Genomic DNA, 26119 nt, shown 5'->3' on the forward strand with positions numbered 1-26119 from the left:
TATCAATATAAAGCGTATTTTTGCATCCAATTTTAAAAAATCGGTTTTACTATTTAAATCGATTGATTTTCAAACTGGAACAAAACTTATAAAGCGTAAAATAAACAGTTCAAATGAAGGTAACACTCAACAAAACAGACAATGTAAACGGCATCATCGCCATAGAATTAGAAAAACCGGATTATCAGGAAAACGTTGACAAATCGCTGAATCAATTCCGTCAAAAAGCCAATATCCCTGGTTTTAGACAAGGAAAAATTCCCAAAGGAATTATTCAGAAAATGTATGGAAAATCTATTCTTGCCGAAGAGATCAACAAGTTAGTAAGCAACGAATTATACAAATACATCAAAGAAAACGAACTGAATATCCTGGGTGAGCCGCTGCCAAACGAAGAAGAACAAAAAACCATCGATTTCGACAAGGATGAAAATTTCGAATTTAAGTTTGATGTTGCTTTGGCTCCTGAATTTGAACTTCCACTCAACAGAAGAGACACGCTCATTTATTACAACGTCAAGCTGGAAGATGATTTGCTTGATAAACAATACGATGCCTACAAACAAAATTACGGCTCCTATAAAAAAGTGGAAGGCGAAACGGTCGAAACCGATCTTATCAAAGGAAAGATATCGGAAATCGATAACGGCGAACCTAAAGAGAACCTGATTGAAATCGAAAACGGCATGATCATGCCATCGTACATCAAGGATGAAGAGACAAAAAAGAAGTTTGTGGGTGCCAAGGTGGGCGATACTGTCGTCTTCAACCCCAAAACAGCCTATGACAACAACGCTGCGGAAATAGCATCGTTGTTGCAGATCGCCAAAGAAAACGTAGCGGATGTCGACTCCGACTTTTCTTTTGAGATCCAGGAAGTTACCCGGTACGAAGAAGCAGCTATGGAGCAGGAATTGTTTGATAAAGTGTTGGGCGAAGGTGTGGTTTCATCGGAAGAGGAATTCAAGGTAAAAGTCACGGAATTACTGAACAACCAGTTCAAACCGGCAGCAGATAACCTGTTTATGAAATCGGCACGTGAACTGATCCTGAAAAAGTTGAAAGACGTTGAATTTCCCGATGTTTTCCTGAAACGGTGGTTATTGGTTGCCAACGAAAAAAACACAGCGGAAACGATCGAAAACGACTACCCGAAAATCGCTGAAGATTTAAAATATCACCTGTCAAAAGAGAAAATTGTAAAGGAACAGGACATTAAAATCGAAAACAGCGACCTGGAAACCTTTGCAGCCGAGGTTGCCAGAGCACAATTCGCGCAATACGGGATGAGCAATGTTCCCGCCGACGTGTTGGAGAACTATGTTAAACGGATGCTGGGTGACCAGAATACGGTCAGAAACATGTACGACCAGCTGGTTGAAAACAAAGTGATGGAATGGCTCAAACAAACCGTTAAAGTCAACGAGAAGGAAATTCCATCAAAAGATTTCGAGAAGTTACTGTCGGAGGACAAAGAAGAAAAATAAAATCTTCTGCGTAAACAAGGAGATTATCTCCTAAAAATAAATATCTTTGTTTCACGGAAAACGATATTCAGATGGTTGATTGTCTAAACCACACACATCGCATCAGGAGTAAAACCGGTGATAAAAAAAACAAAAAATTATGCAAAACGATTTCAGAAAATATGCCGTCAAGCATCTTGGGATGAGCAGTGCCCGATTAGACGGCTATACAAAAATAATAAGTGCAGGCGGCGGATACATCTCTCCGACCATTATCGAAGAACGTCAGTTGAACGTTGCCCAAATGGATGTATTTTCACGTCTGATGATGGACCGGATCATTTTTCTGGGCACCCAGATTGACGATTACACCGCCAACGTCATACAGGCACAGCTGCTTTACCTCGACTCTGCCGATCAGGGAAAAGATATTTCCATTTACATCAATTCTCCCGGTGGATCGGTTTATGCCGGTTATGGAATTTATGACACCATGCAGTTCATTTCCAGCAACGTAACTACCATCTGTACCGGGATGGCAGCATCTATGGCCGCTGTTCTGCTGGTTGCCGGAGCACCCAAGAAGCGCTTTGCGCTGACGCACTCGCGTGTGATGATTCACCAACCGTTGGGCGGCGTTCAGGGACAGGCATCGGACATTGAAATTACCGCGCGCGAAATCGCCAAGGTAAAGCAGGAATTAAATGCCATCATTTCAAAACATACCGGAAGACCCATCGAGGAAGTATCCCGCGATTCTGACCGTGACTTCTGGATGAGTGCCTCAGAAGCAAAAGAATACGGCATGGTGGATGAAATATTGATGAAGAAGTAGGAATAACGGAGCGGATTCCCCGATCAACGTGTGGAGTCCACAATGTCAGGTTCGTCTGTTATCTGATGCCTGATATCTAAAAGTCTAATAAAATGGCAAAAAAAGCAAACAGCAGCAATCATTGCAGTTTCTGCGGAAGAAGTGAAAACGATGTGAACCTGCTTATCTCGGGAATATCGGGTTATATCTGCGATATGTGTTCTGAGCAGGCACATGAAATCGTAAACGAAACGTTCAAAAGCAGTGGAAAATCGGCTCCCGACATTTCACTCAATTCACTTCCCAAGCCGAAACAGATCAAGGAATTTCTTGACCAGTACGTTATTGGCCAAGACAGTGCCAAACGCTTTCTGTCTGTTTCAGTTTACAACCATTATAAGCGAATCCTGCAAAAGACGGTGAAAGACGATGTGGAAATCGAAAAATCAAACATCATTATGGTCGGTGCCACCGGAACAGGAAAAACTTTGTTGGCTAGGACGATCGCCAAACTGCTGCGTGTTCCGTTTACCATCGTCGACGCTACTGTTCTTACTGAAGCCGGATACGTGGGAGAAGACATTGAAAGTATTCTCACCCGGTTGCTGCAGGTTGCCGATTATGATGTCGCCGCAGCAGAGCGTGGTATCGTTTTTATCGATGAAATAGATAAAATTGCCCGTAAAAGCGATAATCCGTCCATCACCCGCGATGTCAGCGGCGAAGGTGTTCAACAAGGATTGTTGAAGTTGCTGGAAGGATCAGTCGTAAACGTTCCTCCGCAAGGCGGAAGAAAGCATCCCGAACAGCGCATGATTGCAGTAAATACCAAGAATATATTGTTTGTTTGCGGGGGCGCTTTCGACGGGATTGAGAAAAAAATAGCCAACAGGCTGAATACGCGCGTAGTAGGTTATGCAGCCAGCGGAAGAACCGCCGATATAGACCGTAACAACCTGCTCCAGTACATCACCCCGATGGATTTAAAAGCTTTTGGCTTAATACCCGAAATTATCGGACGCCTGCCTATACTTACCTATCTGGAACCCTTAGACAGGGATGCTTTGCTGAGAATCCTCACCGAGCCCAAAAACTCCATCATCAAACAGTACGAAAAACTCTTCTCCATGGACGGTGTTACACTCACCCTGGATAAGGATGTTTACGAGTACATTGTTGACAAAGCCATCGAATTCAAACTCGGTGCCCGTGGGTTACGTTCCATTGTGGAAGCCATTATGATAGACGCCATGTTCAGTTTGCCTTCCGAAGACAAGAAAAAACTACACGTAACACGCGAATATGCGGTGAAGCATTTCGAAAAATCGGATTTCCGGCACCTGAGAGTAGCTTAAATTGCCTTTTCTCTTTTCTCTTTTCCTTCCTTTTTCAGGAAGTGGTTTGTTGTGTCTTTATTTCTCCCGAAAGATGAATATCAGAATTTGTTTATTCGGTTTTTATTCTTAAATTTAGTGTTTATTTTTGAATTGGAATTGTTTTTAAATATAAAATACTTTCTTACATTTGCATTATTCCATTTGCACAAAAATGTTTTAAGTTTGTAGCGGAATTGCTCTTATGGAAAAACAAAAGACTCTATACGAAGAATTAAAGAAATATTTCGGGTTCGACACGTTTAAAGGAAATCAAAAAGCCATTATCGAAAGCGTCTTGTCCGGGAAAGATACTTTTGTATTGATGCCTACCGGGGGCGGAAAATCGCTTTGTTACCAGCTGCCGGCATTGCTTTCCAAAGGTACGGCAATCATCATTTCGCCACTTATTGCACTGATGAAAAATCAGGTGGATGCCATGCGGAATTTTAGCGAAGAAGACGGCGTTGCTCATTTTCTGAACTCTTCGCTGAATAAACAGGAAATTGAGAAAGTTAAACAAGATATTGTTTCGGGAAAAACCAAGTTGCTGTATGTTGCTCCCGAATCACTTACCAAGATGGAGAATATTGATTTTCTCCAAAACGTGCCCATCTCGTTTTACGCGGTGGATGAAGCACACTGTATATCGGAATGGGGACATGATTTTCGCCCCGAATATCGGCGCATAAAACCCATTATCAACGAAATAGGCCCTCGTCCAGTCGTTGCGTTGACGGCAACGGCCACACCCAAGGTGCAGCATGATATTCAGAAGACACTGGGTATGCTGGACGCAGCCGTTTTTAAATCATCCTTCAACCGGTCCAATCTATACTACGAAGTAAGAAAGAAAACCGATAAAGTTGATAAGGAGATCATAAAATATATCCTTTCTCAAGGCATAAAATCAGGTATTGTTTATTGCCTGAGCCGCAAAAAGGTAGACGATTTTGCACAGATACTGCAAGCCAACGATATACGGGCCCTGCCCTATCATGCCGGGATGGACGCTGCCACTCGAAGCGCCAATCAGGATGCGTTTCTGATGGAGCAGGCAGACGTAATTGTCGCTACTATTGCTTTTGGCATGGGGATCGACAAACCCGATGTACGCTATGTGATTCATTATGACATACCTAAAAGTCTCGAAGGGTACTACCAGGAGACGGGCCGTTCAGGCCGCGACGGAGGAGAAGGCAAATGTATTGCTTTCTATTCCAGCAAAGATTTGCAAAAACTGGAACGTTTTATGCAGGGCAAGCCTGTTTCCGAACAGGAAATCGGGAAACAACTGCTGTTAGAAACAGCCGCCTATGCCGAAACTTCCGTTTGCCGGAGGAAAATGCTCTTGCATTATTTCGGCGAAGATTACAACGAGCCCAATTGTGGGAACTGCGATAATTGTTTAAATCCAAAAATAAAAGTGGAAGCTAAAGAATTACTTGTCACCGTTTTAGAGGCCATCTCCGTGCTAAAGGAAAAGCACAAGGCCGATTATTTGATTAATTTTTTACTCGGAAAAGAAACATCCGAAATAGAAACATTTGAACACAATGAGTTAGAAGAGTTCGGATCAGGATCGGATGAAGAGGAGAGCACTTGGGAAACGGTTATCCGTCAAGCACTACTTGACAATTATTTAAAAAAGGACATCGAGAATTACGGAATTCTTAAGATCACAAAGAAAGGAAAAGAATTCCTGAAAAAACCCGTTTCTTTCAAAATCACGAAAGAGGAAGATGAAGATGATGCCGATATCGAAGAACTCGAATCCGAAGAAGGCGTAATCGCATCGGGAGGGGGAAATTCCGGAGCTGCCGACCCGGCATTATTTTCGATGATGAAAGACTTAAGAAAGAAAATATCCAAAAAACTCAACGTCCCGCCGTATGTTATTTTTCAGCCCGCTTCCCTGGAAGCGATGGCTACGTCTTACCCCATTACACTGGAAGAGCTGCAGAATATTCCGGGTGTAGGGGCCGGCAAAGCAAAACGTTATGGTCAGGAGTTTATCGAACTCATAAAGAAACATGTAGAAGAAAACGAAATTATCCGTCCCGAGGATTTGAGGGTGAAGACCGTAGCTAACAAATCAAAACTCAAGGTTTCTATCGTACAGGCTATCGACAGAAAAGTTGCCCTGGACGACCTGGCCGAATCCAAAGGAATAGATTTCAACGAGATGCTTTCGGAAGTTGAGGCTATTGTCTACTCGGGTACAAAAATAAACATCAACTACTTCCTCGAAGAAGTAATGGATACGGATACTGTTAGAGAAATCTACGAGTATTTCCGGGAAGCCGAAACCGATAACCTGGATAAGGCTATGGACGAACTTTCCGATTATTCCGAAACAGAAATCCGCTTGGTCCGAATCAAGTTTTTCTCCGAAATGGCGAATTAACACTAGACAATGAACCATCGAACTCGATTCTTCGTTTATCAGAAACGAAGAGAAGAGAAAACAAAAAGAATGACATATTTACAAGACATAAATAGCCCGGCTGATCTCAAAAAGTTCAATGTTGAACAACTCAAGGAGGTCTGCAAAGATTTGAGGGAGTTCATTATTGAACAGCTTTCTCACAATCCCGGACATTTTGCATCGAGTTTAGGTACTGTTGAACTCACCGTTGCGCTTCACTATCTATACAACACGCCATACGACAAACTGGTTTGGGATGTTGGCCATCAGGCTTACGGACACAAGATACTCACCGGACGGCGCGATGTTTTCCACACAAACCGCAAACTGGGTGGACTTTCCGGATTTACCAATCCGCAGGAAAGCATATACGATACTTTTGTTGCCGGACACGCCTCCACTTCCATTTCCGCTGCATTGGGGATGGCTGTTGCTGCATCACTTAATAGTGAAGAAGACCGGCATGTAGTGGCCATTATCGGAGACGGAGCCATGACCGGCGGTCTCGCATACGAAGGATTAAACAATGCCTGCTCACAGCCGAATAACTTGCTCATCATACTCAACGACAACGACATGTCTATCGACAGTAATGTGGGGGGTATTAAGGATTATCTGGTTAAAATGACCACATCGTCCAAGTACAACAAAATGCGTAACAGGGTCTACCAATCCTTCAAAAGCAAAAACCTTATATCCGAAGAGAAGAAAAACATTGTGCTTCGCTTCAACAACAGCATAAAATCCCTTATTACCCAACAGCAAAATATGTTCGAAGGGTTCAATATCCGGTACTTCGGCCCGGTTGACGGACACGATCTGCCGGGACTTATCCGGGTTTTGCATAACATCAGGGACATGAAGGGACCAAGACTGCTTCACATCAAAACCGTCAAGGGAAAAGGGTTCAAACCCGCAGAAAAAGCCGCCACTATCTGGCATGCTCCCGGGTTATTCGATAAAGAAACAGGCGAACGGATTGTAAGAAAAAGAATTGATCAACCGCAACTCTACCAGGATGTTTTCGGACATACACTGGTGGAACTTGCCGAAGAAAACCAGAAAATTGTCGGGATTACACCCGCTATGCCCACGGGATGCTCCATGACGTATATGATGCAAAAATTGCCGGATAGGGCTTTTGATGTGGGAATTGCCGAAGCGCATGCGGTTACTTTCTCCGCCGGATTGGCAAAAGAGGGTTTCATCCCGTTTTGCAATATCTACTCATCGTTTATGCAACGGGCTTACGATCAGGTAATTCACGACGTGGCGCTGCAAAAGCTCAAAGTTATCATGTGTCTCGACAGGGCCGGACTGGTGGGCGAAGACGGGCCAACGCACCACGGGGTATTTGACCTGGCATATCTTCGGCCCATTCCCAACCTGGTTATTTCGGCTCCTTTCAATGAACACGATCTCCGCAACCTAATGTACACAGCCGTTTACGGCAATGATGGTCCGTTTGTGATCAGGTACCCGCGTGGGCAGGGGGTAATGGTGGATTGGCGCAACCCACCGCAGCTCATCCCAATAGGAAAAGGGAAAAGGTTGAAAAAGGGCAAAGACATGGCCCTGCTTTCCATAGGCGCCATAGGTAACAGCGCGGTAAAAGCCATTGCACGGGCAGAAGAGATGGGAATTAGCGTGGCACACTACGACATGCTTTTCCTGAAGCCAATCGATCAGGAGATGTTGAGTAAGGTTGCCAGAAAATTCAAGTACATCATCACGCTGGAAAACGGAGTAATAAAAGGCGGAATGGGAAGTGCCGTAATAGAATTTCTGGCTGATAACGGTTTTATCCACAACCGGATTTTCAGGATCGGGATAGCAGATGAGTTTATCACTCACGGAGCAATAACAGAGTTGCAAAAAATTGCAGGGATTGATGAAGAGGGTATTTTACGAAAAATTATAGAGGTAAACGAATTAATAAAACAGGAACAGGCCATTGTCGTCATTCAGGAACAAAGTAACCTGAGAAACTAGAAAACAGAAAAGTTGTTCTTCCGTTAACGTATTCTGGATGGAGTTCAGAAGCAATTGTAATAAACCATAACTGATGAAAATATTAATAGCTGGAGCAGGAGAAGTGGGCACCCATCTTGCCAAACTGCTTGGGCAGGAAAATCACGATATCACATTGATGGACAGCAGCAAAGAGCGGCTGATGGCTGTTCGCGACAACGCTGAGTTATTGACTTTCATCGGAAACTGCACATCGCTGAAAGACCTTACTGAAGCCGGCGTTGCCGATTCGGATCTTTTTATCGGTGTTACCCCGGAAGAGTCCAAAAACATTAACGCTTGCATGCTTGCTGCCAATCTGGGCGTCAAGAAAACGCTGGCTAGAATTGATAATTACGAGTACCTGCTGCCCAAGAACGTGGAGTTTTTCGATAAGCTCGGCATTCACTCCATGATCTATCCCGAAATGATGGCCGCACGTGAAATCGTTTCTTCGCTCAAAACTCCCTGGACCAGGGTTTGGTGGGAACTATCAAACGGCTCCATAATACTTACCGCAGCCAAAATAAGGGCCAATGCGCCTATTGCCAACTGGTACCTGCGTGAACTCCCAAACGTCGGTAAAAAGTTTCATATCGTCGTTATAAAACGCGGAAACCAAACGTTGATCCCGAAAGGAAGTGATCAGATCTTACCCAACGATATTCTCTATTTTACCACGTTAAGAAAAAACCTCGATGAAATGCCTGCTATCATGGGTAAGACATCGTTCGAAACCAAAAACGTCATGTTTATGGGCGGTAGCCGGATTACCATGCGGGCCGTGCAATACCTGCCGTCAAACATAAACATAAAGATTATCGAACAAAACCGGGAAAGGGCGGAAAAACTCGTAGAGATTTCTCCTTCGAACGTTACCATATTTCTGGGTGATGCGCGCGATGCAGAGTTGTTACTCAGTGAAGGAATCTCCGATATGGACGCATTTGTTGCGCTTACCGGAAATTCCGAAGCCAACATCCTGGGCTGTATGATGGCCAAGCAATACGGTGTTAAAAAAACCATTGCCGAGGTAGAAAACATAGATTATATTCCTATGGCCGAACGTTTCGATATCGGCACCGTAATCAACAAAAAGCTGTTGGCAGCCAGCAAAATATACGAACTTCTTCTCAAAGCGGATGCTTCAAACATCAAATGCCTCACTTTCTCAAATGCAAACGTAGGAGAAGTTGTTGCAAAACCCAACTCAAAAGTCACCAAAAAACTGATCAAAAACCTGAATTTACCCTCCGACATGACTCTCGGCGCACTTATCCGAAACGGGGAACCCATGCTTATTGACGGTGATACGCTCATTGAGCCATACGACCAGGTAATGGTGTTTTTTATGAATACATCGTTGAAAAGCATTGAGAGTTTCTTCAATTGATTATGCGAAACTTCAACCATCAATTCGTATTTAGCAGCATAGGACTTATTTTGATGATCGAATCATCATTTATGCTTATTTCCGCATTTGTTGGCGAAGTTTATCAGGAACCTTCCGTTTACAGCCTTTACCTGTCATCGTTAATAACGTTCGTTTCAGGGCTTGTTTTATTTTTAATCGGAAGAAAGAAGCGTAAAGAGAAACGCATCTCCCAACGGGAAGTTTACCTTACCGTCACACTTGTATGGGTGATGATGGCCCTTTACGGTACGCTGCCTTTTTTGATCGGTGGAGCCATCCCTTCTTTTACGGATGCTTTCTTTGAAAGCGTTTGCGGGTTTACCACCACCGGAAGCTCTACCCTGATCAACATAGAAGCCTTCCCTAAATCACTTCATTTTTGGCGAAGTTTTACCCAATGGATTGGAGGCATCGGAATCATCATTTTTGTGATGTCTTTTTTGCCCCTCTTCGGGGGCAGCTCCTCCCATCTTTACAATGCCGAGGCAACCGGAATCTCCAAAGAACAACTTCGCCTGCGTGTCAGCGACATCACCCGAAACATGTCCTTCACCTACCTGGGTCTAACAGCAGTCGGGTTTCTCCTGCTCTGGGCAGGTCCCATGAATGCATTTGATGCGGCCTGCCATGCTTTCACCAGCATCTCCACCGGAGGATTCTCCACCAAACAAGCCAGCATTGCTCATTTCAACTCCGCCTATACGGAATATGTAATTATATTTCTGATGTTCTCGGGCGGAATCCGTTTTTTGTTGCTGTTCAACCTGTTCCGCAATTTCTCAGGTCGGATTTTCAAGGACGAGGAGTTTTTGTGGTACTCTTTTATGATTCTCGGCTTTACGTTTATCATTACCCTGGCCTTGTATGCCGAAGGTAACGTGTTGGGATCTGTAGAAGACACTATCCGCACCGTTCTTTTTCAGGTTGTAGCGGCAATCACCACTACCGGATATGCCACTACGGACTTCCTGCGTTGGGGACAATTTTATTGGTTCCTTTTCCTGGCTATGGTTCTGTTTTGCGGAAGCGAAGGTTCAACATCGGGCGGGATGAAGATATCCCGGTTAATCATTTTGGTAAAGAATACAAAGGTAGTATTTCGTCGCCAGGTTCATCCGCAAGCATTGTATATGGTAAAGATTAACGGGCAGGTGTACTCAAATGCGGTAGTTGAAAAGGTCCTTGCTTTCGTTTTTCTTTACCTGACTATCACCGGACTGGGTGCCATCGTACTGAGTTTTACCGGAATGTCGTTCGACGAATCCATTGGTGCCGCAGTTTCGAGCATGAGCAGTTATGGCTTTGGGTTAGGCGATTTCGGCCCGTCGGGGAACTTTTCAACCGCTACCGGTTTTGCCAAGTACTTCTTGTCTTTCCTGATGATTGTAGGCCGGCTTGAAGTGTTCACGGTACTCTCGCTTTTCACCTCAAGTTTATGGAAGAAGTGATAAAACAACAAAGGGCAACTTGCGTCGCCCCTTGCCTTGAACAACTGTTCATCATTTTTTCTTCAACAAGGCATACACCCACAGAATGATCAGTGCGCCTCCAACGGCCAGTAACAGCGTACGAAGGCTGAATCCGTCAACGGTCCCCCAGCCTAACAACGAACCTATCCATCCGCCCAAGACACCGCCGGCGATACCGATCAAGATGGTTACGATCCAACCGCCCGGATCTGCTCCGGGGCGAATGGCTTTTGCTATCAAACCTGCTAACAGGCCTAAAACGATCCAAGATAAAATTCCCATAATCAAAAATTTTAGTTAGCTAATTAAAAAATACTATTCTATAACGTATTCTTTTAACGCTTTGTTCGAACCGCCCCATCATTTTCCTCTGTTCCTACACCATTGGAAGAAACATTCATCCACGATTATTTTTTATATTTCGAAAAGTCGGCGTTGATCATATCACCGGTTTCCATAAACGCCTTGTGGAATTCAAAACAAGCGTATAAATTCTGCGGTGTGTGCCCTTTTTTCGTAAGACTCAGGTAATCGTGCAACAACGGGCGGTAGCTAGGATGTGCGCAATTCTCAATGATCTCTTCAGCACGGGCATACGTTCCCTTGCCGCGCAAATCAGCAACGCCATACTCCGAAACAATTACTTTCACCGAATGTTCGCTGTGGTCTTCGTGTGCCACTTTCGGAACAATGGCGCTTATTTTTCCATCTTTTGCGGTTGAAGGTGTAACAAAAATAGAGATATAAGCACTTCGCGTAAAATCACCCGAACCTCCGATACCGTTCATCATCATATTACCCATCACATGCGTGGAGTTTACATTTCCGAAGATATCAGCTTCAATGGCTGTATTGATGCCTATTACTCCCAACCGGCGCACCAGACCGGGATTGTTGGAGATTTCCGACGGACGAAGCACCAGCTTGTTCTTGAAAAAATCCAAATCGCGATAAAAACGTTCCATTGCTTCGTTGCTTAACGTAAGCGAGCAACCGCTGGCAAAAGAGATATGCCCTTTTTGCATCATATCCAACACGGCATCCTGAATAACCTCGGTATATACTTCGAAGCGGGGAATATCCTTGTTCTGTGCCATGGATGCAAGAACAGCATTGGCAATGTTTCCCACACCCGATTGAATAGGCAGGAAAGTGGGCGGAATATGTCCTTTTTTCAATTCAGAAACGAAAAAGTTCGAAACGTTCTCTCCGATTTTTTCCGTAATCTCATCAACCGGTGCAAAACCGCTGCCTTCATTTTCCTTACTTGTCCTTACCACATAAATTTTTGAAGGATCCACTTTCACGTATTCCAACCCTACACGCCCCTGTACTTCAAAAATATTTATCTGACGGCGTTTAGGAGGATCCTGTAATTCATATAAATCATGCACACCGCGCATTTTGGCGGGTACCTTATCGTTCAGCTCCACAATAACTATCTTGGCCAAACGGCAAATGGTGGGCATAATCCCAACACCGCTGGTGGGAACAATCTCTCCCGAATCGGTAACCTCACAGGCTTCCACAATAGCCACATCCACTCCTCCTAAAAAACCGTAACGAATTTCCTGCGCCACTTGAGACAAGTGCATGTCGAAATACTGTACCGGTTCATGCTGAACGGCGTTAATGGCGTTACGCATATCTTTATTCGTCTGATAGGGTGTGCGGAATTTTACCGCATTGGCGCGAGCCAGGCTACCATCGATAGAATCGCCGGTGGAAGCACCGGTAAACATGCCTATTTTAAAAGGATTGCCTTTAGCGTGCTCTTCTTCGGCACGTTTGGCAATTTCAACCGGAACCACTTTAGGACATCCGGCGTGTGTAAAGCCGCTAAAACCCACATTGTCGTTGTGGTTGACAAGAGCAGCAGCCTCTTTCGCTGTTACATAAGTAAGACTCATAGATTTTTGTTTGTTTTTTATATCATTGTTTTTTAGTTACACAAGAGTCAGGTCAGTATTTTCTGTTCAGTATTTCACTGTAGATAACCGCCTTGCGTATTTCAGACTGTCCGTTTTTGCTCCTCAATTGCTCCAGAATAGGATGGACCGTTTCCATTTCTTTCATCTCATGATGATTGTCGAACCGTTCGGTTGCAAACATGGAACCTTTCAACGAGGATTCTCCCTCGAAATCGGTTACCAGGTCCAGGGAAGATTGAAATTCCCAACGAGTGCTCCTGGCTGAGGCCATTGCTGGCCTTGCGAGTCGATTTTCATTCTTAACGGTCTTTGGAGTTGGAGGTGAAATAGGTTGTCTTTGTGGTTTTTGAAAAACTTCCCGAAACACATCGCGAAACTCTTCTTCTAAATTTACAGGTTGGGTACTTTTACTTATTTTCTTTTTCTTTTTTTTTGAATCATTAAAAATTCCAAAAACAAAGAAAGCAAGCATGAGTATTAAATAAATAATGTCGCCAAATTCCATAAATTGATTAATTTTGCAGTCCGACAAAAGTAATCAATTTTCACGAATAAAGGAAAGGTTATTCAAAAAATCAGGGGCAACTTCACAGCCGCCCCTAATTGTTTAACCAAAACCTTAACTATGAAAAAATTTTTATTTTTTCGTTCGTGACAAAAGTAAAACAAGAATTTAAATTTTACAAATATTTTAGTTTAAAATATACTAAGATGTTTATAAATTCCTGACATTAAGAAAAAATTACAGCAAAAAAAGAAAAATGAGCACAGAAACAACAGATAATCAAAAAGAAAAAAGGCTATTTATCGAAACGTACGGTTGCCAAATGAACGTAGCCGACTCCGAAGTAGTGGCAGCTATCATGGAGATGGACGGATACTCGGTTACCGAAGACGAGAAGGCTGCCGATGCTATTTTTGTCAACACCTGCTCCATCCGAGACAATGCAGAACAACGCGTGATACAACGGCTTGACTATTTCAACGCTTTGAAGAAAAAAAAGAGAGGAGAGCTCATCATCGGTGTTTTAGGATGTATGGCAGAACGTGTAAAAGAGGAACTGATCGATAATCATCATGCTGACCTGGTAATCGGCCCCGACGCCTACCTCGACTTACCCAACCTGATGGGGGCCGCCGAACGCGGAGAAAAAGCAATCAACGTGGTTCTTTCCAAAACGGAAACCTACAAAGATGTTATTCCATTAAAAATGAGTGGATTAAATATTTCGGGGTTTGTTTCCATTACGCGGGGATGCGATAAGTTCTGCCACTACTGCATCGTTCCTTTTACGCGTGGCAGGGAGCGAAGCCGGGAACCGGAGAGCATCCTCAACGAGATTCGTGACCTAAAGGGAAAAGGCTATCGCGAAGCCACTTTGTTAGGACAGAACGTCAATTCATACAAGTTTGAAGACGACGGAAGAGTTATCGATTTTTCCGATCTGTTGGCAATGGTTGCCGAGGAAGCACCTCAAATGCGTATCCGTTTTACCACATCGCACCCGTGGGATATGAATGACAAAACATTGGAAACCATTGCCAAGTACAAGAATTTGTGCAATTATATCCATTTGCCTGTACAGTCGGGGAGTTCACGCATGTTGAAACTGATGAACCGGAGATACGACAGGAAATGGTATTTAGAGCGTATTGCCGCTATAAAACGGATCCTTCCCGGTTGCGGACTCTCAACCGACATTATGTGTGGATTTCACAGTGAAACCGAAGCAGATCACCAGGAAACACTATCACTTATGCGTGAGGTAGGCTTTGATTCGGCTTTTATGTTCAAATACTCCGAACGTCCGGGCACATACGCTGCGAAAAAAATGGAAGACAATGTTTCCGAGGAGGTAAAAGGCCGCCGTCTGCAGGAGATTATCGACCTGCAGCTTGAACTTTCGCAGAAAAGCAACGAGCAGGACGTAGGAAAAGAGTTTGAGGTGTTGGTAGAGGGTTTCTCAAAACGCTCTCGTGAACAGCTCTTTGGAAGAACTGAACAGAACAAGGTGGTTGTTTTCGACAAGCAAAAGCACAGGATTGGAGAATTCGTAAAAGTCAAGATTACCGGATTTACTGCAGCAACGCTTTTTGGAGAGCCTAGCGGGAACTGATAAATCAACTTTTTCCCGAGGGAGTAAACATTTTCAAAAAAAAAACGTTTTACTAAATAGGCAACATTGAAAACAACATTTCAAAGAAAACAAACTATTAACATCTAAAAAAGCAAAATTATGAAATCAGAAGCAAAATTATTACTCGGATTAGGAATTGGAATTGCGCTTGGAGCAGCTGTCGGTTATATTATGGGAAGCGACAAAAAGGAAGAGTGGCTTGAACAAGCTAACGCGTTTGCCGATAAAGTACGTGCGAATGTAAAATCCGCTATCTATAAAGGAAAAAGCGAAGTCAGTGATCTGAAAGAAGACATTGATGACATTGCAGAAATAGCAAAAAAAGAATTGGCTAAACACTAAAAGGAAACTCAGATGGAGGACAAAACGGTTACCAGCTTATTTGAAGAGATGAAAAGCGATGTCACGGGTTATGTGACAAACACGATTGAGATTGTAAAACTCGAAGCTTTTGAAAAAGTGAGTAAGGGAGCGGCTTCAACTGCCATTACTCTGTTTTTGGTCAGTTTCATTTTTCTGATATTGGCATTGGCACTTCTCACTCTCGGATTTTACCTGGCAGACGTTTTTGACAGTAATTGGAAAGGTTTTGGCATTGTCACTTTAGGCACTATCGCTCTTACTCTGGTTTTGTTGTTGATAAAAAAGCCGCTGAAACACTCTATCATCAATTCTGTAATCAAATTTCTGCAACGTCAGGAAGACGAAGAGGTTAAATTTACAACAAAAAGCTGATGAAAAGTTACAAACTTACTCCACTCGACGAGCTCCATCTGGAGAAGAAGAAACTGCGTGAGGAACGTACAATTTCTGGTCAACGCCTATCTTATCAGATCCAGTATCTGGCGGATAACTGGGGATCTATGCTTACCAAAGGCGTAACGACCAGTATCAAGAACAAGTTCAGTGAAACGGTGGACAACCTGTCTTACGGCTCATCGTCGTCCGTGGTACCCTTTAAAACAAAAAAACCGGGTAACCCCTGGATAAACCTGGCCCTTTCAAACTTACCTTTAATAAGTGGAATTGCCTGGAATGTTGCCAAGCCGGCCATTCTGGCCTTTGCCGTAAAAAAAATTACCGGTAGGTTGTTTGGAGGGAAGAAACGAAAATAAAACTACTTGATTAAATTAAGGCTCTGTGGACGGTGGTTACACCGTCCACTTTTGCTATCTTCGAAATAAGGACATTAACATCTTCCACACTGTGGACATGAACATGAAAAACACCTTCAAAAATACCGTCTTTCGACGTAACGTTCACACTTTTTATGTTTACCACAATATCCTCTGCGAGTTTAGACAATATCGTATTCAAGATGCCTATCCGGTCAATGCCCGTAAAAACAATGGCTGAAAGAAAAGAATACTGTTTATAGTCGCCCCACTCCGTCGCCAGGATTCTTTCCCCAAAACGCGATTTCAACTTTATGCCTGTTTCGCAGGAGCGTTTGTGAACTTCCACTTCATTTTTGTCGGTTATAAATCCAAAAACATCATCACCGGGCAACGGATTGCAGCAAGAAGCAACAATAAAATTTTTCTTGAAACTCACCTCGTGCAGTTTATATATCGCCTTCTTGTCTATTTCTCCGGTTTTTGCAGGACTTGCAACAGCAATGTCACTCCTGCTTTCCTCAGGGGCTTTTTTAAAACCGCTCATGGCCTGTTTCATATAACGAACAAACAGGTTGTCTTGCTTGGGTTCCACTGTTTCCCGTTGTTTAAGTAACTTATCCCTGGAATCGGGAAGTTTCAGGTCACCATTCCCCAGGCCATAATGCAAATCTTCCCGCTTTTCTACTTTATAATAATTCAGGGTTTTGTTGTACAGGGTATTATCGAGTTGTTCTTCTCCGACAAACTCTTCCAACATTTTTTGACCTCGCTCGCTTATTCTTCTCCTTTGCCGGCGGATTGCGGCTTCTATCTTGGTTCGGGCCTTGGCGGTTGTAACGTAATTGAGCCACTCGGGTTGTGGTTGTTGCGATTGGGACGTCAGAATCTCTACCTGATCGCCGCTTTTCAGTTTCTGGCTAAGCGGAACCAGCGTATGGTTCACTTTTGCTCCCAGGCAGTGGTCGCCTATGCGGGTGTGGATGTTGTATGCAAAATCGAGGGCGGTAGCACCCAGGGGAAGGGTTTTGATTTCGCCTTTTGGGGTGAAAACAAAAATCTCGGAAGCGAACAGGTTCATTTTTACCGTATCCAGAAAATCGATGGCGTTAGGGTTGGGATTGGCCAATACCTCCTGAATCGTTTTCAGCCATTTATCCAGTTCGTTGTCTTCCTCTATCCGGTTCTCCTTGTATTTCCAATGGGCAGCAAAACCTTTTTCCGCAATATCGTCCATTCGCCGGCTCCGGATCTGTATTTCGATCCATTTCCCGTCGGGACCCATCACCGTCAGGTGAAGTGCCTGATAACCGTTGGCTTTGGGATGGCTTACCCAATCACGGATACGGTCGGGGCGTAATTTGTAAATATCTGTAATGGCGGAATAGATGTCCCAACATTGCTTTTTTTCATCCATCCCGGGATAGATCTCAAAGATGATCCTGACAGCAAAAAGGTCGTATACTTCGTTAAAATCGATGCCTTTGGCCTGCATCTTCTTCCAAATGGAATAAAGGGACTTTACCCGGGCACGCATCTCATATTCGATATTCATCTTATCGAGCGCTTTAACCACCGGTTCGGCAAAGCTCTCATAAATCTCAAACCGCTCCTGGGCAGACGTTTCTACTTTATTCGAAAGCTCTGCGTAAGATTCCGGGTGTTCGTGCTTGAAGCAAAGTTCTTCCAACTCGGTCTTGATGGCAAAAAGACCCAACCGATGCGCCAAAGGAGCATAAATGTACATGGTTTCGCCGGTTATCTTGAATTGCTTTGCGGGAGTCATGGACGACAATGTCCGCATATTGTGCAGTCGATCGGCAATTTTTATCAGGATCACACGAATGTCTTCCGACATGGTCAACAGGAGTTTACGAAAGTTCTCCGCCTGAGCCGATACGTTCTCACCAAACATGCCGTGTGAGATTTTTGTTAATCCGTCAACGATCTGCGCAATCTTATCTCCGAAAATCACTTCAAGATCTCCAACCGTATAGTCGGTATCCTCCACCACATCGTGCAGTAATGCGGCCGATATGGAGGTTGACCCCAGTCCCATTTCCCGGGAAACAATCCTTGCTACGGCCAGCGGATGCATAATGTACGGCTCTCCCGAACGACGGCGTGCTCCTTTGTGGGCTTCCTTCGCCATATTAAAGGCTTTGGTAATGACTTCCACTTTACGCCGGTGGTTCGAATTTAAATAATCGTTAATAAGTGCCTGAAACTCATCCTCGATCATCCGATCTTCTGCCGCAAGTTTATCTTCTTCGCTCATATTTTCATTTAAAACATACCGTAATTGAACGTTGCAATGAAGGAACGAAATTACAAATAAAACAGCTATCAAAGTCACACGTAACAGATTTTTTATTGTTGGAACGTTAAAAATTGCGGTTTTTATTGTTTGGTGAACAAAAATGAAGTAACTTTGTTTTGTCAAATACAGGGGTGCCACATAACAACGGGCTGAGATCATACCCAAATACCTGATCCGGATAATGCCGGCGGAGGGAAACAAAAAAAGATCACAAAAAAATCAATGGATATTCAACAGGTATACGCTCCGCGTTATTAGCCGTACAATTGAATAACATTGTAGCTTGGTGATTTTGTTTTTAGGTAAATCTTTCAAAAATCCCCTTTTTTATTTTACTCATCCGACGCAAAAAAACACTTGTTTCTTGTGTCATAAAAACTACTTGTAAATGAAAAAGGCAGTTATTCTTGCAGGGCTTCTGGCCCTGAACCTTTCCTTGTTTGCTCAGGCAGACGAACAAACCGACAGTTTAAAGAACATACATCTCGAAGAAGTGGTGGTCTCTTCCACCCGGGCGGGAAAGAACACGCCGATGGCGTACAGCAATGTTTCCCAGGCAGAAATCAGAAAAGAAAACGCAGCCCGAAATATCCCGGCAATCCTGCAGGGCATTCCATCGCTGGTGTTTTTCAGCGAAGACGGATTGGGCGTGGGAAACACCTCCATGCGCATACGCGGAACGGATGCCACCCGCATCAATGTTACGCTAAACGGCATGCCGTTAAACAATCCTGAGAGTCAGGAAGTTTACTGGGTAAATCTACCCGATTTATCATCGTCCCTGCAAAGTATTCAAGTACAGCGCGGCGTAGGAACCTCAACAAACGGTGCTGCCGCTTTCGGCGCCAGCATCTCCATGAAAACGGCAGGCGCACGGTCAACGGCATATGGCGAAGCATCCACATCAGCAGGCAGTTATCACACGTTTTCGTCCACTATCGCTGCTGGAAGCGGGATTCTAAAGAACGGCCTGTCGCTGGATGCACGTTATTCACGAAACACGGGTGACGGATATATCCGCAACGGATTTGTAGATCACAGCAACCTGTATGCTGCCCTTTCCCATTATACGGACAATCAATTGCTCCGGTTGAGTTATATCAATGGTAGGCAGAAGACAGGCATCACCTGGGAAGGAATCTCCCCCGAAGACCTGGAAAAAGAGGGAAGAAGATACAACCCCGCGGGAAAATACATCGACGAAGCCGATAACGTGCATTATTACGATAACGAAACCGACAACTACTTTTCACACATCGTACAACTTCTGTTTACGCGCGACCTCAACACCCATCTATCCCTCAATGCCAACCTGAGTTATAACAACGGTTTTGGTTATTACGAAAATTATCGTTCCGATCCGTATGGCGGATTCAAGCGGGGCGATAAGTTTTCGAAATACGGGTTGCCTGATCAAACGGTAAACGGAGTAACCTATTCGCGCTCACCGTTAATCCGCCAGAAACTGATGCGCAACGATTTTTACGTGGCAAACCTGGCATTCTTATACACCAAAAATGCGCTCGACTGGTCTTTCGGCGGGATGTACAGTTTCTACGACGGCGACCACTACGGCAAACTGCCCTGGATAAAATTCAATCAAAACATCCCCGAAGATTACGAATGGTACCGAAATGTAGGGAAGAAGGGTGAATTCAACTTCTTCACGAAAGCGGAATACCGGCTCAACGAAAAAGTTTCGCTCTTCGGCGATCTCCAGTACAGGCATATCGATTATGATTTTTCAGGAATTGATGACGACCTGGCGGATATCACCAGCCACTTCAAATACTCCTTCTTTAATCCCAAAGCCGGAGCCTCCTACCGGATAGATAACCGCAACAACCTGTATGCCTCGGTGGCTGTTGGGCAGCGCGAACCGCTTCGGACCGACTTGAAGGAAAGCATCAAGGGAGGCGGAGGAGAAGAGCGGATCTGTCCCGAAAAAATGATCGACTATGAGTTGGGATATCGTTTCTCCCACGAAAACGGTGTGAGCCTGGGTGCAAACATTTACTACATGGATTACAAAAACCAGATGGTGCAAACCGGAAAGCTCAACGACGTGGGATACAAGTTGATGGAGAACGTGAAAGACAGTTACCGGACAGGTGTGGAACTGGAAGCATCGGTACCGTTGGCAAACGACAAATTTCGTTTTGATGCCAACGCCACATTGAGCCGGAACAAAATCAACAATTACACGGCCTATTTCGATCTGTACGACAACAGCAATGACTGGAACGAAGTTTATATAGAAAAAAACGGCAAGCAGGTACGCAAACAGACCCGTAAAGAGTTGGGGACAACCCACATTTCCTATTCTCCCAACCTGGTGGGTATGGCTAGCCTGACCTATCAGCCTCTTCCGGCGCTCTATTTCAATTTGTTGGGGAAATATGTGAGCAAACAGTATCTCGACAGCACATCGGACAATGCAAAATCGATTGACGGCTATTTTGTAAGCAACTTCTCGGCCGGATACACATTCAAGAAAACACCGTTGGGCAGTATAGCACTGCAGCTCTTCGTGAACAACCTGTTCAATAAAGAATACATTGCCAACGGGTGGGCTTCTACCGAAGTATTTGAAGAGGATGGTAGCAGCGTAAACTGGATTGGCTACTATCCGCAAGCTACCCGGAATTATATGGCACGTCTAACGGTTAGTTTCTAAACCCTGTTCGCCTGAAAAGAAGTTTTTGCGGGCTGCGGCTCACCCGGCCCGGCCTGCAAAATATAACCCGCAATTCATATGCAGACCCTTGAAATTATTGGAGCCGTTATCGGGCTTATCTACCTCTATCTCGAATACAAAGCCAACCGCTGGTTGTGGCTCTTCGGCGTTATTATGCCGGTGGTGTATATTGTCATCTTCTACCAATCCAAGTTTTATGCCGACATGGGCATAAACATCTACTATTTCTTTGCAAGTATCTGGGGATGGATGGTCTGGACAAAGAAGAAGAAGAATTCAGCAAAAAACGGGAAGATCTCCCATACTCCCACCCGTTTCATTGTACCGTTAACGTTGGCGGGTATTGCTATTTTTGCACTTATAGCCTTTATCCTGGTCAACTACACAGACAGCCCGGTACCGTATGGAGATGCATTCACTACAGCCCTGAGCATAATTGCCATGTGGATGTTGGCTTTCAAATACATCGAACAGTGGGGATTGTGGTTTGTGGTGAACAGTATTTCCTGCGGCCTTTACTTCTGGAAAGACCTACACTACACCAGCGGATTGTTTGCCATCTATGCCGTTATTTCCATTTTTGGATATTTCAAATGGAAGCGGATGATGAAGGATGAATTTCGCCCTTTTACCGTCTAACTACAACCGGAGGCGCCTAAGGTTCACTTCGGGTACCTGCACTCCTGTTAATTGCATCAGACTCTATAAATTTGCCGTAGCTGTAACCTTCTCCTGACAGCTCCATAATTCTTTTGTAGATAGCAAGTCTGGAGGGAGCGTTAAATTCGTCAGAATAGGAGTTCATTATGCTGTTTTGGGAAGGTCGATAGACTCCATATTCATAAGTAAGAACACGTAGTTTGCGTCTGATGTCTGATGATGCTTTTAAAGTTATAAAAATCAAGATTTGAGATTACAAGTTAGTTAATTTGTTAAAAACTTGTCAAGCTTAGTCTCGATTTTCATAATTTAGAAATCAGCCCAGGACTTCACTTATTAGTATGATTGTTAGCGAAAAAGCACATAATTAAAAAACTATGGTCGTGAAGTTATATAAAAAACACAGTTTTCTGGATTACTACCCGGGATATTATATCGACACTCTACTTAAGAGCGCCTTATCGTTGTTGTGTTCCCTTCCGATATGGAGATATCTACAGGTTGATTTGTTCTCCAGGCTCCTCGTGTAAAATCAGGAATTTCAACGGGTTTTGAACGATTCGATACCGATTTTTCACTTAACGGGATAATCACGCTCCAAGAAGCAGCATCATACACGTCGATATCCATCGGAAGCCCGTTTCTCAAACAATCAATAAGCCGCCATGTCATTAAAAAATCCATTCCCCCGTGTCCTCCTACTTTTTGAGCCATATCACCTATTCGTTTTACAATCTCCGGCTTATATTTGTCGTTAATTTCATTCATCTTTTCATTATCAAGCCATTCACTGCCAAGTGAAATCCTACCGGGTTCAGGATATTTCTGAACAGCACCTTTTGTGCCGCTAATCATGTGTATTCGGGAGTAGACCCGAGGACTGGTAATGTCGTGTTGAAGCATGATGGTACGCCCTTTCTCCGTCCTGATTATTGAAGTATTCATATTTCCTCTATAGGAGTTAGTATCATACTTTTTATAAAACGGATCACTTTGTGCCAGTTCCGAAACTTTCTTTCCCAACATAAAATCATTTGAAGACATTGAGGTCATGTAGTCCAGTTTGTCTCCTCTGTTTATGTCCATAACCTGGCATACGGGTCCTAATCCATGCGTAGGATACAAATTTCCATTATGGCGCTGACTTTCTTCCAAACGCCACATATTGTTATCTTTTGTCTTTTCATAAAGTGACTGGTGATGAATATATGCAGCATCGGCATGAATAATATCTCCGAAAAATCCTTGTCGCACCATATTTAACGTTAGTAGCTCGAAAAAATCATAACAACAGTTTTCCATCATATAACAATGCTTTCTGGTCTTCTCCGAAGCCTCAATCACTTCCCATGCCTCTTCAACGGTAGCTATTGCAGGTACTTCAACAGCCACATGCTTACCACACTCCATAGCATACACAGATATTCGTGCATGGAGCGGTCCCCGCGGCACAGCAATACTTACCAAGTCGATGTTTGGGTCTTCACATAGCTTTCTCCATGCATCTTCACGTCCGGTATGGACCTCTGCTTCCGGCAATCCCCGTTTTCTCAGCAACTGTTGAACATTGTCAATGCGAAATTGTACAACATCACAAATTGCCTTTATATGAACTCCTTCCAAAAAGGTCATCTGGTTCAGGTTTGCGTAACCACGATTCCCTATCCCGATAAATCCTACACGAACGATATCCAACTTGGGAGCCCGGTAACCACACATATTAAAATACTGTCTTCTTCCAGTTTCCTTGGAAAGAATTTCATATGGTTCTGAAATAGATTTTTCAGCTCGAAGCCCAGGAATAAAGCTTAAGCCAATACCTCCTGCTGTTATCTGTTTTAAAAAATGACGTCGGTTTTCTTTCATTCGATTACTTTATTTGTAAATAGAAATATTATTTCTCAATTAGCCCAATTTAGTCCAAAACCATTTTAATAAGTCTAACCTTAAAAAAGCCCAATTTTCTTTTATTTATGAAATTATGCCGGATGCTTTTGTATTTTTTTAATGATATCGGATGAATCAAAAGTATCTTCCGGTAAATCAGAGACATCCATAAAGGCGAGCGGTTAAGTATCCATTTATCTGATTCCTGCCAACCCCAATCGAGTTGAAAATGGCTTATTCCCAATCTTGCACAAACATCAATCTACCTGAAACAGAAATCTTCCGTTAATCGCTCCAAACTATAAATCTTCAGTATAAAGTTTACCGGTTGGTTAAGTGCAAATTTAGTTTAGTAATTTCACAAAAACAACTAATTTTACAACAAACTAACTTTATGCAAAAACAAGGTATGAACGTTATCACGAATCGCTTGACAACCTTACGCCTGCGGATGTTTATTCAGGCAGAGGAGAGAAGATATTAAAAATCAGAAATCAAATAAAAAAAGAATCGACGGTATTACGAAGAAAAAATTACGTATAGTTCAAAATGCAGCAAGCACTTAACACTAATATTTTTCTTTTCGAACACCCTCTCGCAAATAAAGGAGGGTTCTGAATTATGCTAACCATTTTTCATCTTACTTATATCGAACTCACATTTCCACAATCAAAACTATATATAAGAGAGGTGTGAGGTTGAAAAACATTCTACCCTATATATTAGAAAGGCATCTACAGTCCTTATGAGGGGTTTTACAATTAGTTTAAGGAAGGATTGTCAACAGAAAGAAGCACCTCTTCCAGAAGCAGGAATATTGCCCTCTGGCGTCAGAAAATAACCGGACGGATCTCTTAAAAGAGACAGCTCTTATCCAAACATAACTATTCTCTCTTTTATACTGGAGTTTTTGTCTTGTGGAAGTAAAATCGGAAGAATTTACCAATTCGATAGATTTACTTTGTGGGTAAAAATAGAAGACAAAGAAAGCTATTAATAAATGATTTGTTTGACTACGGTTTGACTTAAATAATAAAACGGTTTCAAGATATTTCCTAAAACCGCTTATGAAATTGGTAGCGAGAGGGGGGCATGATCCCCCGACCTCATGATTATGAATCATGCGCTCTAACCAACTGAGCTATCTCGCCAACATGTCTTTCCGAAAATGATTCCAAATTCGAGGTGCAAAAGTAGTTTAAATATTTTAATTTTGCAACCCTAAAACAATAAAACCCGACAAAATATTATTTTTTATTCCAATGCCATCAGCGCAAACGATGCCAGCCAATGTTCTCCGCCGTAGTTCCCGTCAAAAACAAGCGGAAGAGCATGGTCCAATAGTTTCTGGGCGGTTTCTTCGAAATGCAGCTTCAACGGATGCCCTTCGGATAATGATTTGGCGATTCCTTTCATGCACCACGCCCGAGAAAACGACAGTCCAACCAGATGAACCGTCTGATAATCATCCAAATCGCTTACCACAGGAATCTGACTGATGTTATCGATCCCTTTTTGTGTATAAAAGGCAACCAGCCACTTTTCAAAATCGTCCCGGGAAAGAATTCTCCTCATCAGATCAGCAATTTCCAGGCTGGGTGAGAAAAAATCGGCGCCGTCCGGCTCCAGGTGTGCCGGGGTCTCCGTGTCTTTTCCGTAAAAATCGAGCGATTTACCGATCAACTCTTTTTCAAACTCCTTATTTCCGTTCTCCCTTGCCCAATCTATGGCAAAACCCAGTGCAAAAGCTGAATTCGGATGCACTCCTGTTCTGTTCGGATAGGTCTGCTTGGGCAGATACTCCCTCCACAGTTCCACAATTTGCCCGGTAAGCGGCTGAAGGTTTTCGTGCCATTGCCTGGCAGCCGGATTGTCCCACGACGCCAGTTCTTCATCGAGTTTCAGCAGCCACGCCCAACCGTAGGTTCGTTCAAATCCTTTACCTGTCTCGTACTTGAGGAAATACTCCTTCTCAACTTCAACCGCTGCTTTATCAAAGGAGTTATTCAACAAGGTGATGATTTCATTTTTGCTCGCAATACCGGGTTTGGTCTTCAGTAAGCGGATCAACATCCAATGCCCGTGAACACTACTGTGCCAGTCAAAACACCCGTAAAAAACAGGATGCAGTGCCTTGGGCGAAAGACCTACCTCATCGGCCGAACCGTAGGTATGTCCCGGTTTGTTGGGATATTCCCGATCGATACAACCGAGGGGCAGGGCAGATAATTTAAGCGCTGTTTCATCGGTGAGATCCGGATTTTTTTGCGAAAAGAGAGGTGACAGCACCATGCTTAAAAAAAGGTTGATAAACAAAATGGAGGACAACGGTTTCATAAAATTTCTGATTTATCCATTCAAAGATAGGAATAATATCGGCTAAAAAGAGTAATTTT

General features: G+C 43.6%; 20 protein-coding genes, 1 tRNA gene and 1 riboswitch. Of the genes, 13 read left to right on the top strand and 8 right to left on the bottom strand.

Translation table 11 applies throughout. The features are described 5' to 3' along the window. Nucleotides 1–113: 113 nt before the first annotated feature. The 7 genes from tig to AACM02_RS11060 all read left to right on the top strand — a co-directional run bounded on the left by tig (nucleotide 114) and on the right by AACM02_RS11060 (nucleotide 10953). A complete protein-coding gene (tig, locus tag AACM02_RS11030) occupies nucleotides 114–1487 on the top strand; it encodes a trigger factor (RefSeq protein WP_339117006.1) in 1374 nt (457 codons plus the stop codon). A gap of 139 nt (nucleotides 1488–1626) precedes the next feature. Continuing rightward, nucleotides 1627–2301 carry an ATP-dependent Clp endopeptidase proteolytic subunit ClpP gene (clpP, locus tag AACM02_RS11035; RefSeq protein WP_339117007.1) on the top strand — a complete coding sequence of 225 codons (675 nt, stop codon included), beginning with the start codon at nucleotides 1627–1629 and terminating at the stop codon, nucleotides 2299–2301. A gap of 92 nt (nucleotides 2302–2393) precedes the next feature. After that, nucleotides 2394–3635, top strand: a complete 1242-nt coding sequence (gene clpX / locus AACM02_RS11040; protein WP_339117008.1) for an ATP-dependent Clp protease ATP-binding subunit ClpX — start codon at nucleotides 2394–2396, stop codon at nucleotides 3633–3635. 223 nt (nucleotides 3636–3858) lie between these two features. Next, a complete protein-coding gene (gene recQ / locus AACM02_RS11045; RefSeq protein WP_339117009.1) occupies nucleotides 3859–6060 on the top strand; it encodes a DNA helicase RecQ in 2202 nt (733 codons plus the stop codon). A 69-nt stretch (nucleotides 6061–6129) separates the two neighbouring features. Next, complete coding sequence (gene dxs / locus AACM02_RS11050; RefSeq protein ID WP_339117010.1) at nucleotides 6130–8073, top strand: 1-deoxy-D-xylulose-5-phosphate synthase; 1944 nt, start codon at nucleotides 6130–6132, stop codon at nucleotides 8071–8073. A gap of 73 nt (nucleotides 8074–8146) precedes the next feature. Next, complete coding sequence (gene trkA / locus AACM02_RS11055; RefSeq protein WP_332457453.1) at nucleotides 8147–9484, top strand: Trk system potassium transporter TrkA; 1338 nt, start codon at nucleotides 8147–8149, stop codon at nucleotides 9482–9484. A gap of 2 nt (nucleotides 9485–9486) precedes the next feature. Beyond that, nucleotides 9487–10953 carry a TrkH family potassium uptake protein gene (locus AACM02_RS11060; RefSeq protein ID WP_339117011.1) on the top strand — a complete coding sequence of 489 codons (1467 nt, stop codon included), beginning with the start codon at nucleotides 9487–9489 and terminating at the stop codon, nucleotides 10951–10953. A 51-nt stretch (nucleotides 10954–11004) separates the two neighbouring features. Here the strand turns inward: AACM02_RS11060 and AACM02_RS11065 are convergent, their stop codons facing one another. The 3 genes from AACM02_RS11065 to AACM02_RS11075 all read right to left on the bottom strand — a co-directional run bounded on the left by AACM02_RS11065 (nucleotide 11005) and on the right by AACM02_RS11075 (nucleotide 13410). Next, a complete protein-coding gene (locus AACM02_RS11065) occupies nucleotides 11005–11256 on the bottom strand; it encodes a GlsB/YeaQ/YmgE family stress response membrane protein (protein WP_214062097.1) in 252 nt (83 codons plus the stop codon). 125 nt (nucleotides 11257–11381) lie between these two features. Further along, entirely contained in the window at nucleotides 11382–12884 is a 1503-nt protein-coding gene (locus tag AACM02_RS11070) for a succinate CoA transferase (RefSeq protein WP_214062096.1), read from the bottom strand. 52 nt (nucleotides 12885–12936) lie between these two features. Continuing rightward, nucleotides 12937–13410 carry a hypothetical protein gene (locus AACM02_RS11075; RefSeq protein ID WP_332457456.1) on the bottom strand — a complete coding sequence of 158 codons (474 nt, stop codon included), beginning with the start codon at nucleotides 13408–13410 and terminating at the stop codon, nucleotides 12937–12939. 256 nt (nucleotides 13411–13666) lie between these two features. On the opposite strand from AACM02_RS11075, the gene miaB reads away from it, so the two are divergent. The 4 genes from miaB (at nucleotide 13667) to AACM02_RS11095 (ending at nucleotide 16158) form a co-directional block, all read left to right on the top strand. Beyond that, nucleotides 13667–15022, top strand: a complete 1356-nt coding sequence (miaB, locus tag AACM02_RS11080) for a tRNA (N6-isopentenyl adenosine(37)-C2)-methylthiotransferase MiaB (protein WP_332457457.1) — start codon at nucleotides 13667–13669, stop codon at nucleotides 15020–15022. 120 nt (nucleotides 15023–15142) lie between these two features. After that, entirely contained in the window at nucleotides 15143–15385 is a 243-nt protein-coding gene (locus AACM02_RS11085; RefSeq protein WP_332457458.1) for a YtxH domain-containing protein, read from the top strand. A 12-nt stretch (nucleotides 15386–15397) separates the two neighbouring features. Continuing rightward, nucleotides 15398–15778: a phage holin family protein gene (locus AACM02_RS11090; RefSeq protein WP_321719693.1), complete on the top strand. Its 381-nt coding sequence runs from the start codon at nucleotides 15398–15400 to the stop codon at nucleotides 15776–15778. After that, nucleotides 15778–16158 carry a hypothetical protein gene (locus AACM02_RS11095; protein ID WP_339117012.1) on the top strand — a complete coding sequence of 127 codons (381 nt, stop codon included), beginning with the start codon at nucleotides 15778–15780 and terminating at the stop codon, nucleotides 16156–16158. Before AACM02_RS11090 ends, AACM02_RS11095 begins: the two co-directional genes overlap by 1 nt. 10 nt (nucleotides 16159–16168) lie before the next feature. Here AACM02_RS11095 and AACM02_RS11100 read toward each other — a convergent pair whose 3' ends face one another. After that, a complete protein-coding gene (locus AACM02_RS11100; protein ID WP_339117013.1) occupies nucleotides 16169–18436 on the bottom strand; it encodes a RelA/SpoT family protein in 2268 nt (755 codons plus the stop codon). A gap of 159 nt (nucleotides 18437–18595) precedes the next feature. Beyond that, nucleotides 18596–18692: riboswitch (TPP riboswitch) on the top strand. Between the two features lie 174 nt (nucleotides 18693–18866). Here AACM02_RS11100 and AACM02_RS11105 point away from each other — a divergent pair. After that, a complete protein-coding gene (locus AACM02_RS11105) occupies nucleotides 18867–21155 on the top strand; it encodes a TonB-dependent receptor domain-containing protein (RefSeq protein ID WP_339117014.1) in 2289 nt (762 codons plus the stop codon). Nucleotides 21156–21233: 78 nt separating this feature from the next. Continuing rightward, nucleotides 21234–21815, top strand: coding sequence for a nicotinamide riboside transporter PnuC (gene pnuC, locus AACM02_RS11110; RefSeq protein ID WP_286848664.1), 582 nt, complete (start codon nucleotides 21234–21236; stop codon nucleotides 21813–21815). Nucleotides 21816–21831: 16 nt separating this feature from the next. On the opposite strand, the gene AACM02_RS11115 is transcribed toward pnuC, so the two are convergent. From AACM02_RS11115 to AACM02_RS11130, 4 genes are all read right to left on the bottom strand, one after another. Further along, nucleotides 21832–21981, bottom strand: a complete 150-nt coding sequence (locus AACM02_RS11115; RefSeq protein ID WP_214062124.1) for a hypothetical protein — start codon at nucleotides 21979–21981, stop codon at nucleotides 21832–21834. Nucleotides 21982–22283: 302 nt separating this feature from the next. Beyond that, nucleotides 22284–23702 carry a Gfo/Idh/MocA family protein gene (locus AACM02_RS11120; protein ID WP_286853896.1) on the bottom strand — a complete coding sequence of 473 codons (1419 nt, stop codon included), beginning with the start codon at nucleotides 23700–23702 and terminating at the stop codon, nucleotides 22284–22286. A gap of 1095 nt (nucleotides 23703–24797) precedes the next feature. After that, nucleotides 24798–24874: transfer RNA gene (locus AACM02_RS11125), tRNA-Met, on the bottom strand. A gap of 103 nt (nucleotides 24875–24977) precedes the next feature. Then, nucleotides 24978–26060 (bottom strand): DUF2891 domain-containing protein, encoded by a 1083-nt coding sequence (locus tag AACM02_RS11130; protein WP_332457553.1) that lies wholly within the window; start codon nucleotides 26058–26060, stop codon nucleotides 24978–24980. Nucleotides 26061–26119 lie beyond the last annotated feature (59 nt).

It is taken from the genome of Petrimonas sp. (assembly GCF_963921705.1).
Lineage (GTDB): Bacteria > Bacteroidota > Bacteroidia > Bacteroidales > Dysgonomonadaceae > Petrimonas > Petrimonas sulfuriphila.

Bases quoted from the DNA above. Each gene is read 5' to 3' on its own strand.
- tig (WP_339117006.1), top strand. From the start codon at position 114: ATGAAGGTAACACTCAACAAAACAGACAATGTAAACGGCATCATCGCC.
- clpP (WP_339117007.1), top strand. From the start codon at position 1,627: ATGCAAAACGATTTCAGAAAATATGCCGTCAAGCATCTTGGGATGAGC.
- clpX (WP_339117008.1), top strand. From the start codon at position 2,394: ATGGCAAAAAAAGCAAACAGCAGCAATCATTGCAGTTTCTGCGGAAGA.
- recQ (WP_339117009.1), top strand. From the start codon at position 3,859: ATGGAAAAACAAAAGACTCTATACGAAGAATTAAAGAAATATTTCGGG.
- dxs (WP_339117010.1), top strand. From the start codon at position 6,130: ATGACATATTTACAAGACATAAATAGCCCGGCTGATCTCAAAAAGTTC.
- trkA (WP_332457453.1), top strand. From the start codon at position 8,147: ATGAAAATATTAATAGCTGGAGCAGGAGAAGTGGGCACCCATCTTGCC.
- AACM02_RS11060 (WP_339117011.1), top strand. From the start codon at position 9,487: ATGCGAAACTTCAACCATCAATTCGTATTTAGCAGCATAGGACTTATT.
- AACM02_RS11065 (WP_214062097.1), bottom strand. From the start codon at position 11,256: ATGGGAATTTTATCTTGGATCGTTTTAGGCCTGTTAGCAGGTTTGATA.
- AACM02_RS11070 (WP_214062096.1), bottom strand. From the start codon at position 12,884: ATGAGTCTTACTTATGTAACAGCGAAAGAGGCTGCTGCTCTTGTCAAC.
- AACM02_RS11075 (WP_332457456.1), bottom strand. From the start codon at position 13,410: ATGGAATTTGGCGACATTATTTATTTAATACTCATGCTTGCTTTCTTT.
- miaB (WP_332457457.1), top strand. From the start codon at position 13,667: ATGAGCACAGAAACAACAGATAATCAAAAAGAAAAAAGGCTATTTATC.
- AACM02_RS11085 (WP_332457458.1), top strand. From the start codon at position 15,143: ATGAAATCAGAAGCAAAATTATTACTCGGATTAGGAATTGGAATTGCG.
- AACM02_RS11090 (WP_321719693.1), top strand. From the start codon at position 15,398: ATGGAGGACAAAACGGTTACCAGCTTATTTGAAGAGATGAAAAGCGAT.
- AACM02_RS11095 (WP_339117012.1), top strand. From the start codon at position 15,778: ATGAAAAGTTACAAACTTACTCCACTCGACGAGCTCCATCTGGAGAAG.
- AACM02_RS11100 (WP_339117013.1), bottom strand. From the start codon at position 18,436: ATGAGCGAAGAAGATAAACTTGCGGCAGAAGATCGGATGATCGAGGAT.
- AACM02_RS11105 (WP_339117014.1), top strand. From the start codon at position 18,867: ATGAAAAAGGCAGTTATTCTTGCAGGGCTTCTGGCCCTGAACCTTTCC.
- pnuC (WP_286848664.1), top strand. From the start codon at position 21,234: ATGCAGACCCTTGAAATTATTGGAGCCGTTATCGGGCTTATCTACCTC.
- AACM02_RS11115 (WP_214062124.1), bottom strand. From the start codon at position 21,981: ATGAACTCCTATTCTGACGAATTTAACGCTCCCTCCAGACTTGCTATC.
- AACM02_RS11120 (WP_286853896.1), bottom strand. From the start codon at position 23,702: ATGAAAGAAAACCGACGTCATTTTTTAAAACAGATAACAGCAGGAGGT.
- AACM02_RS11130 (WP_332457553.1), bottom strand. From the start codon at position 26,060: ATGAAACCGTTGTCCTCCATTTTGTTTATCAACCTTTTTTTAAGCATG.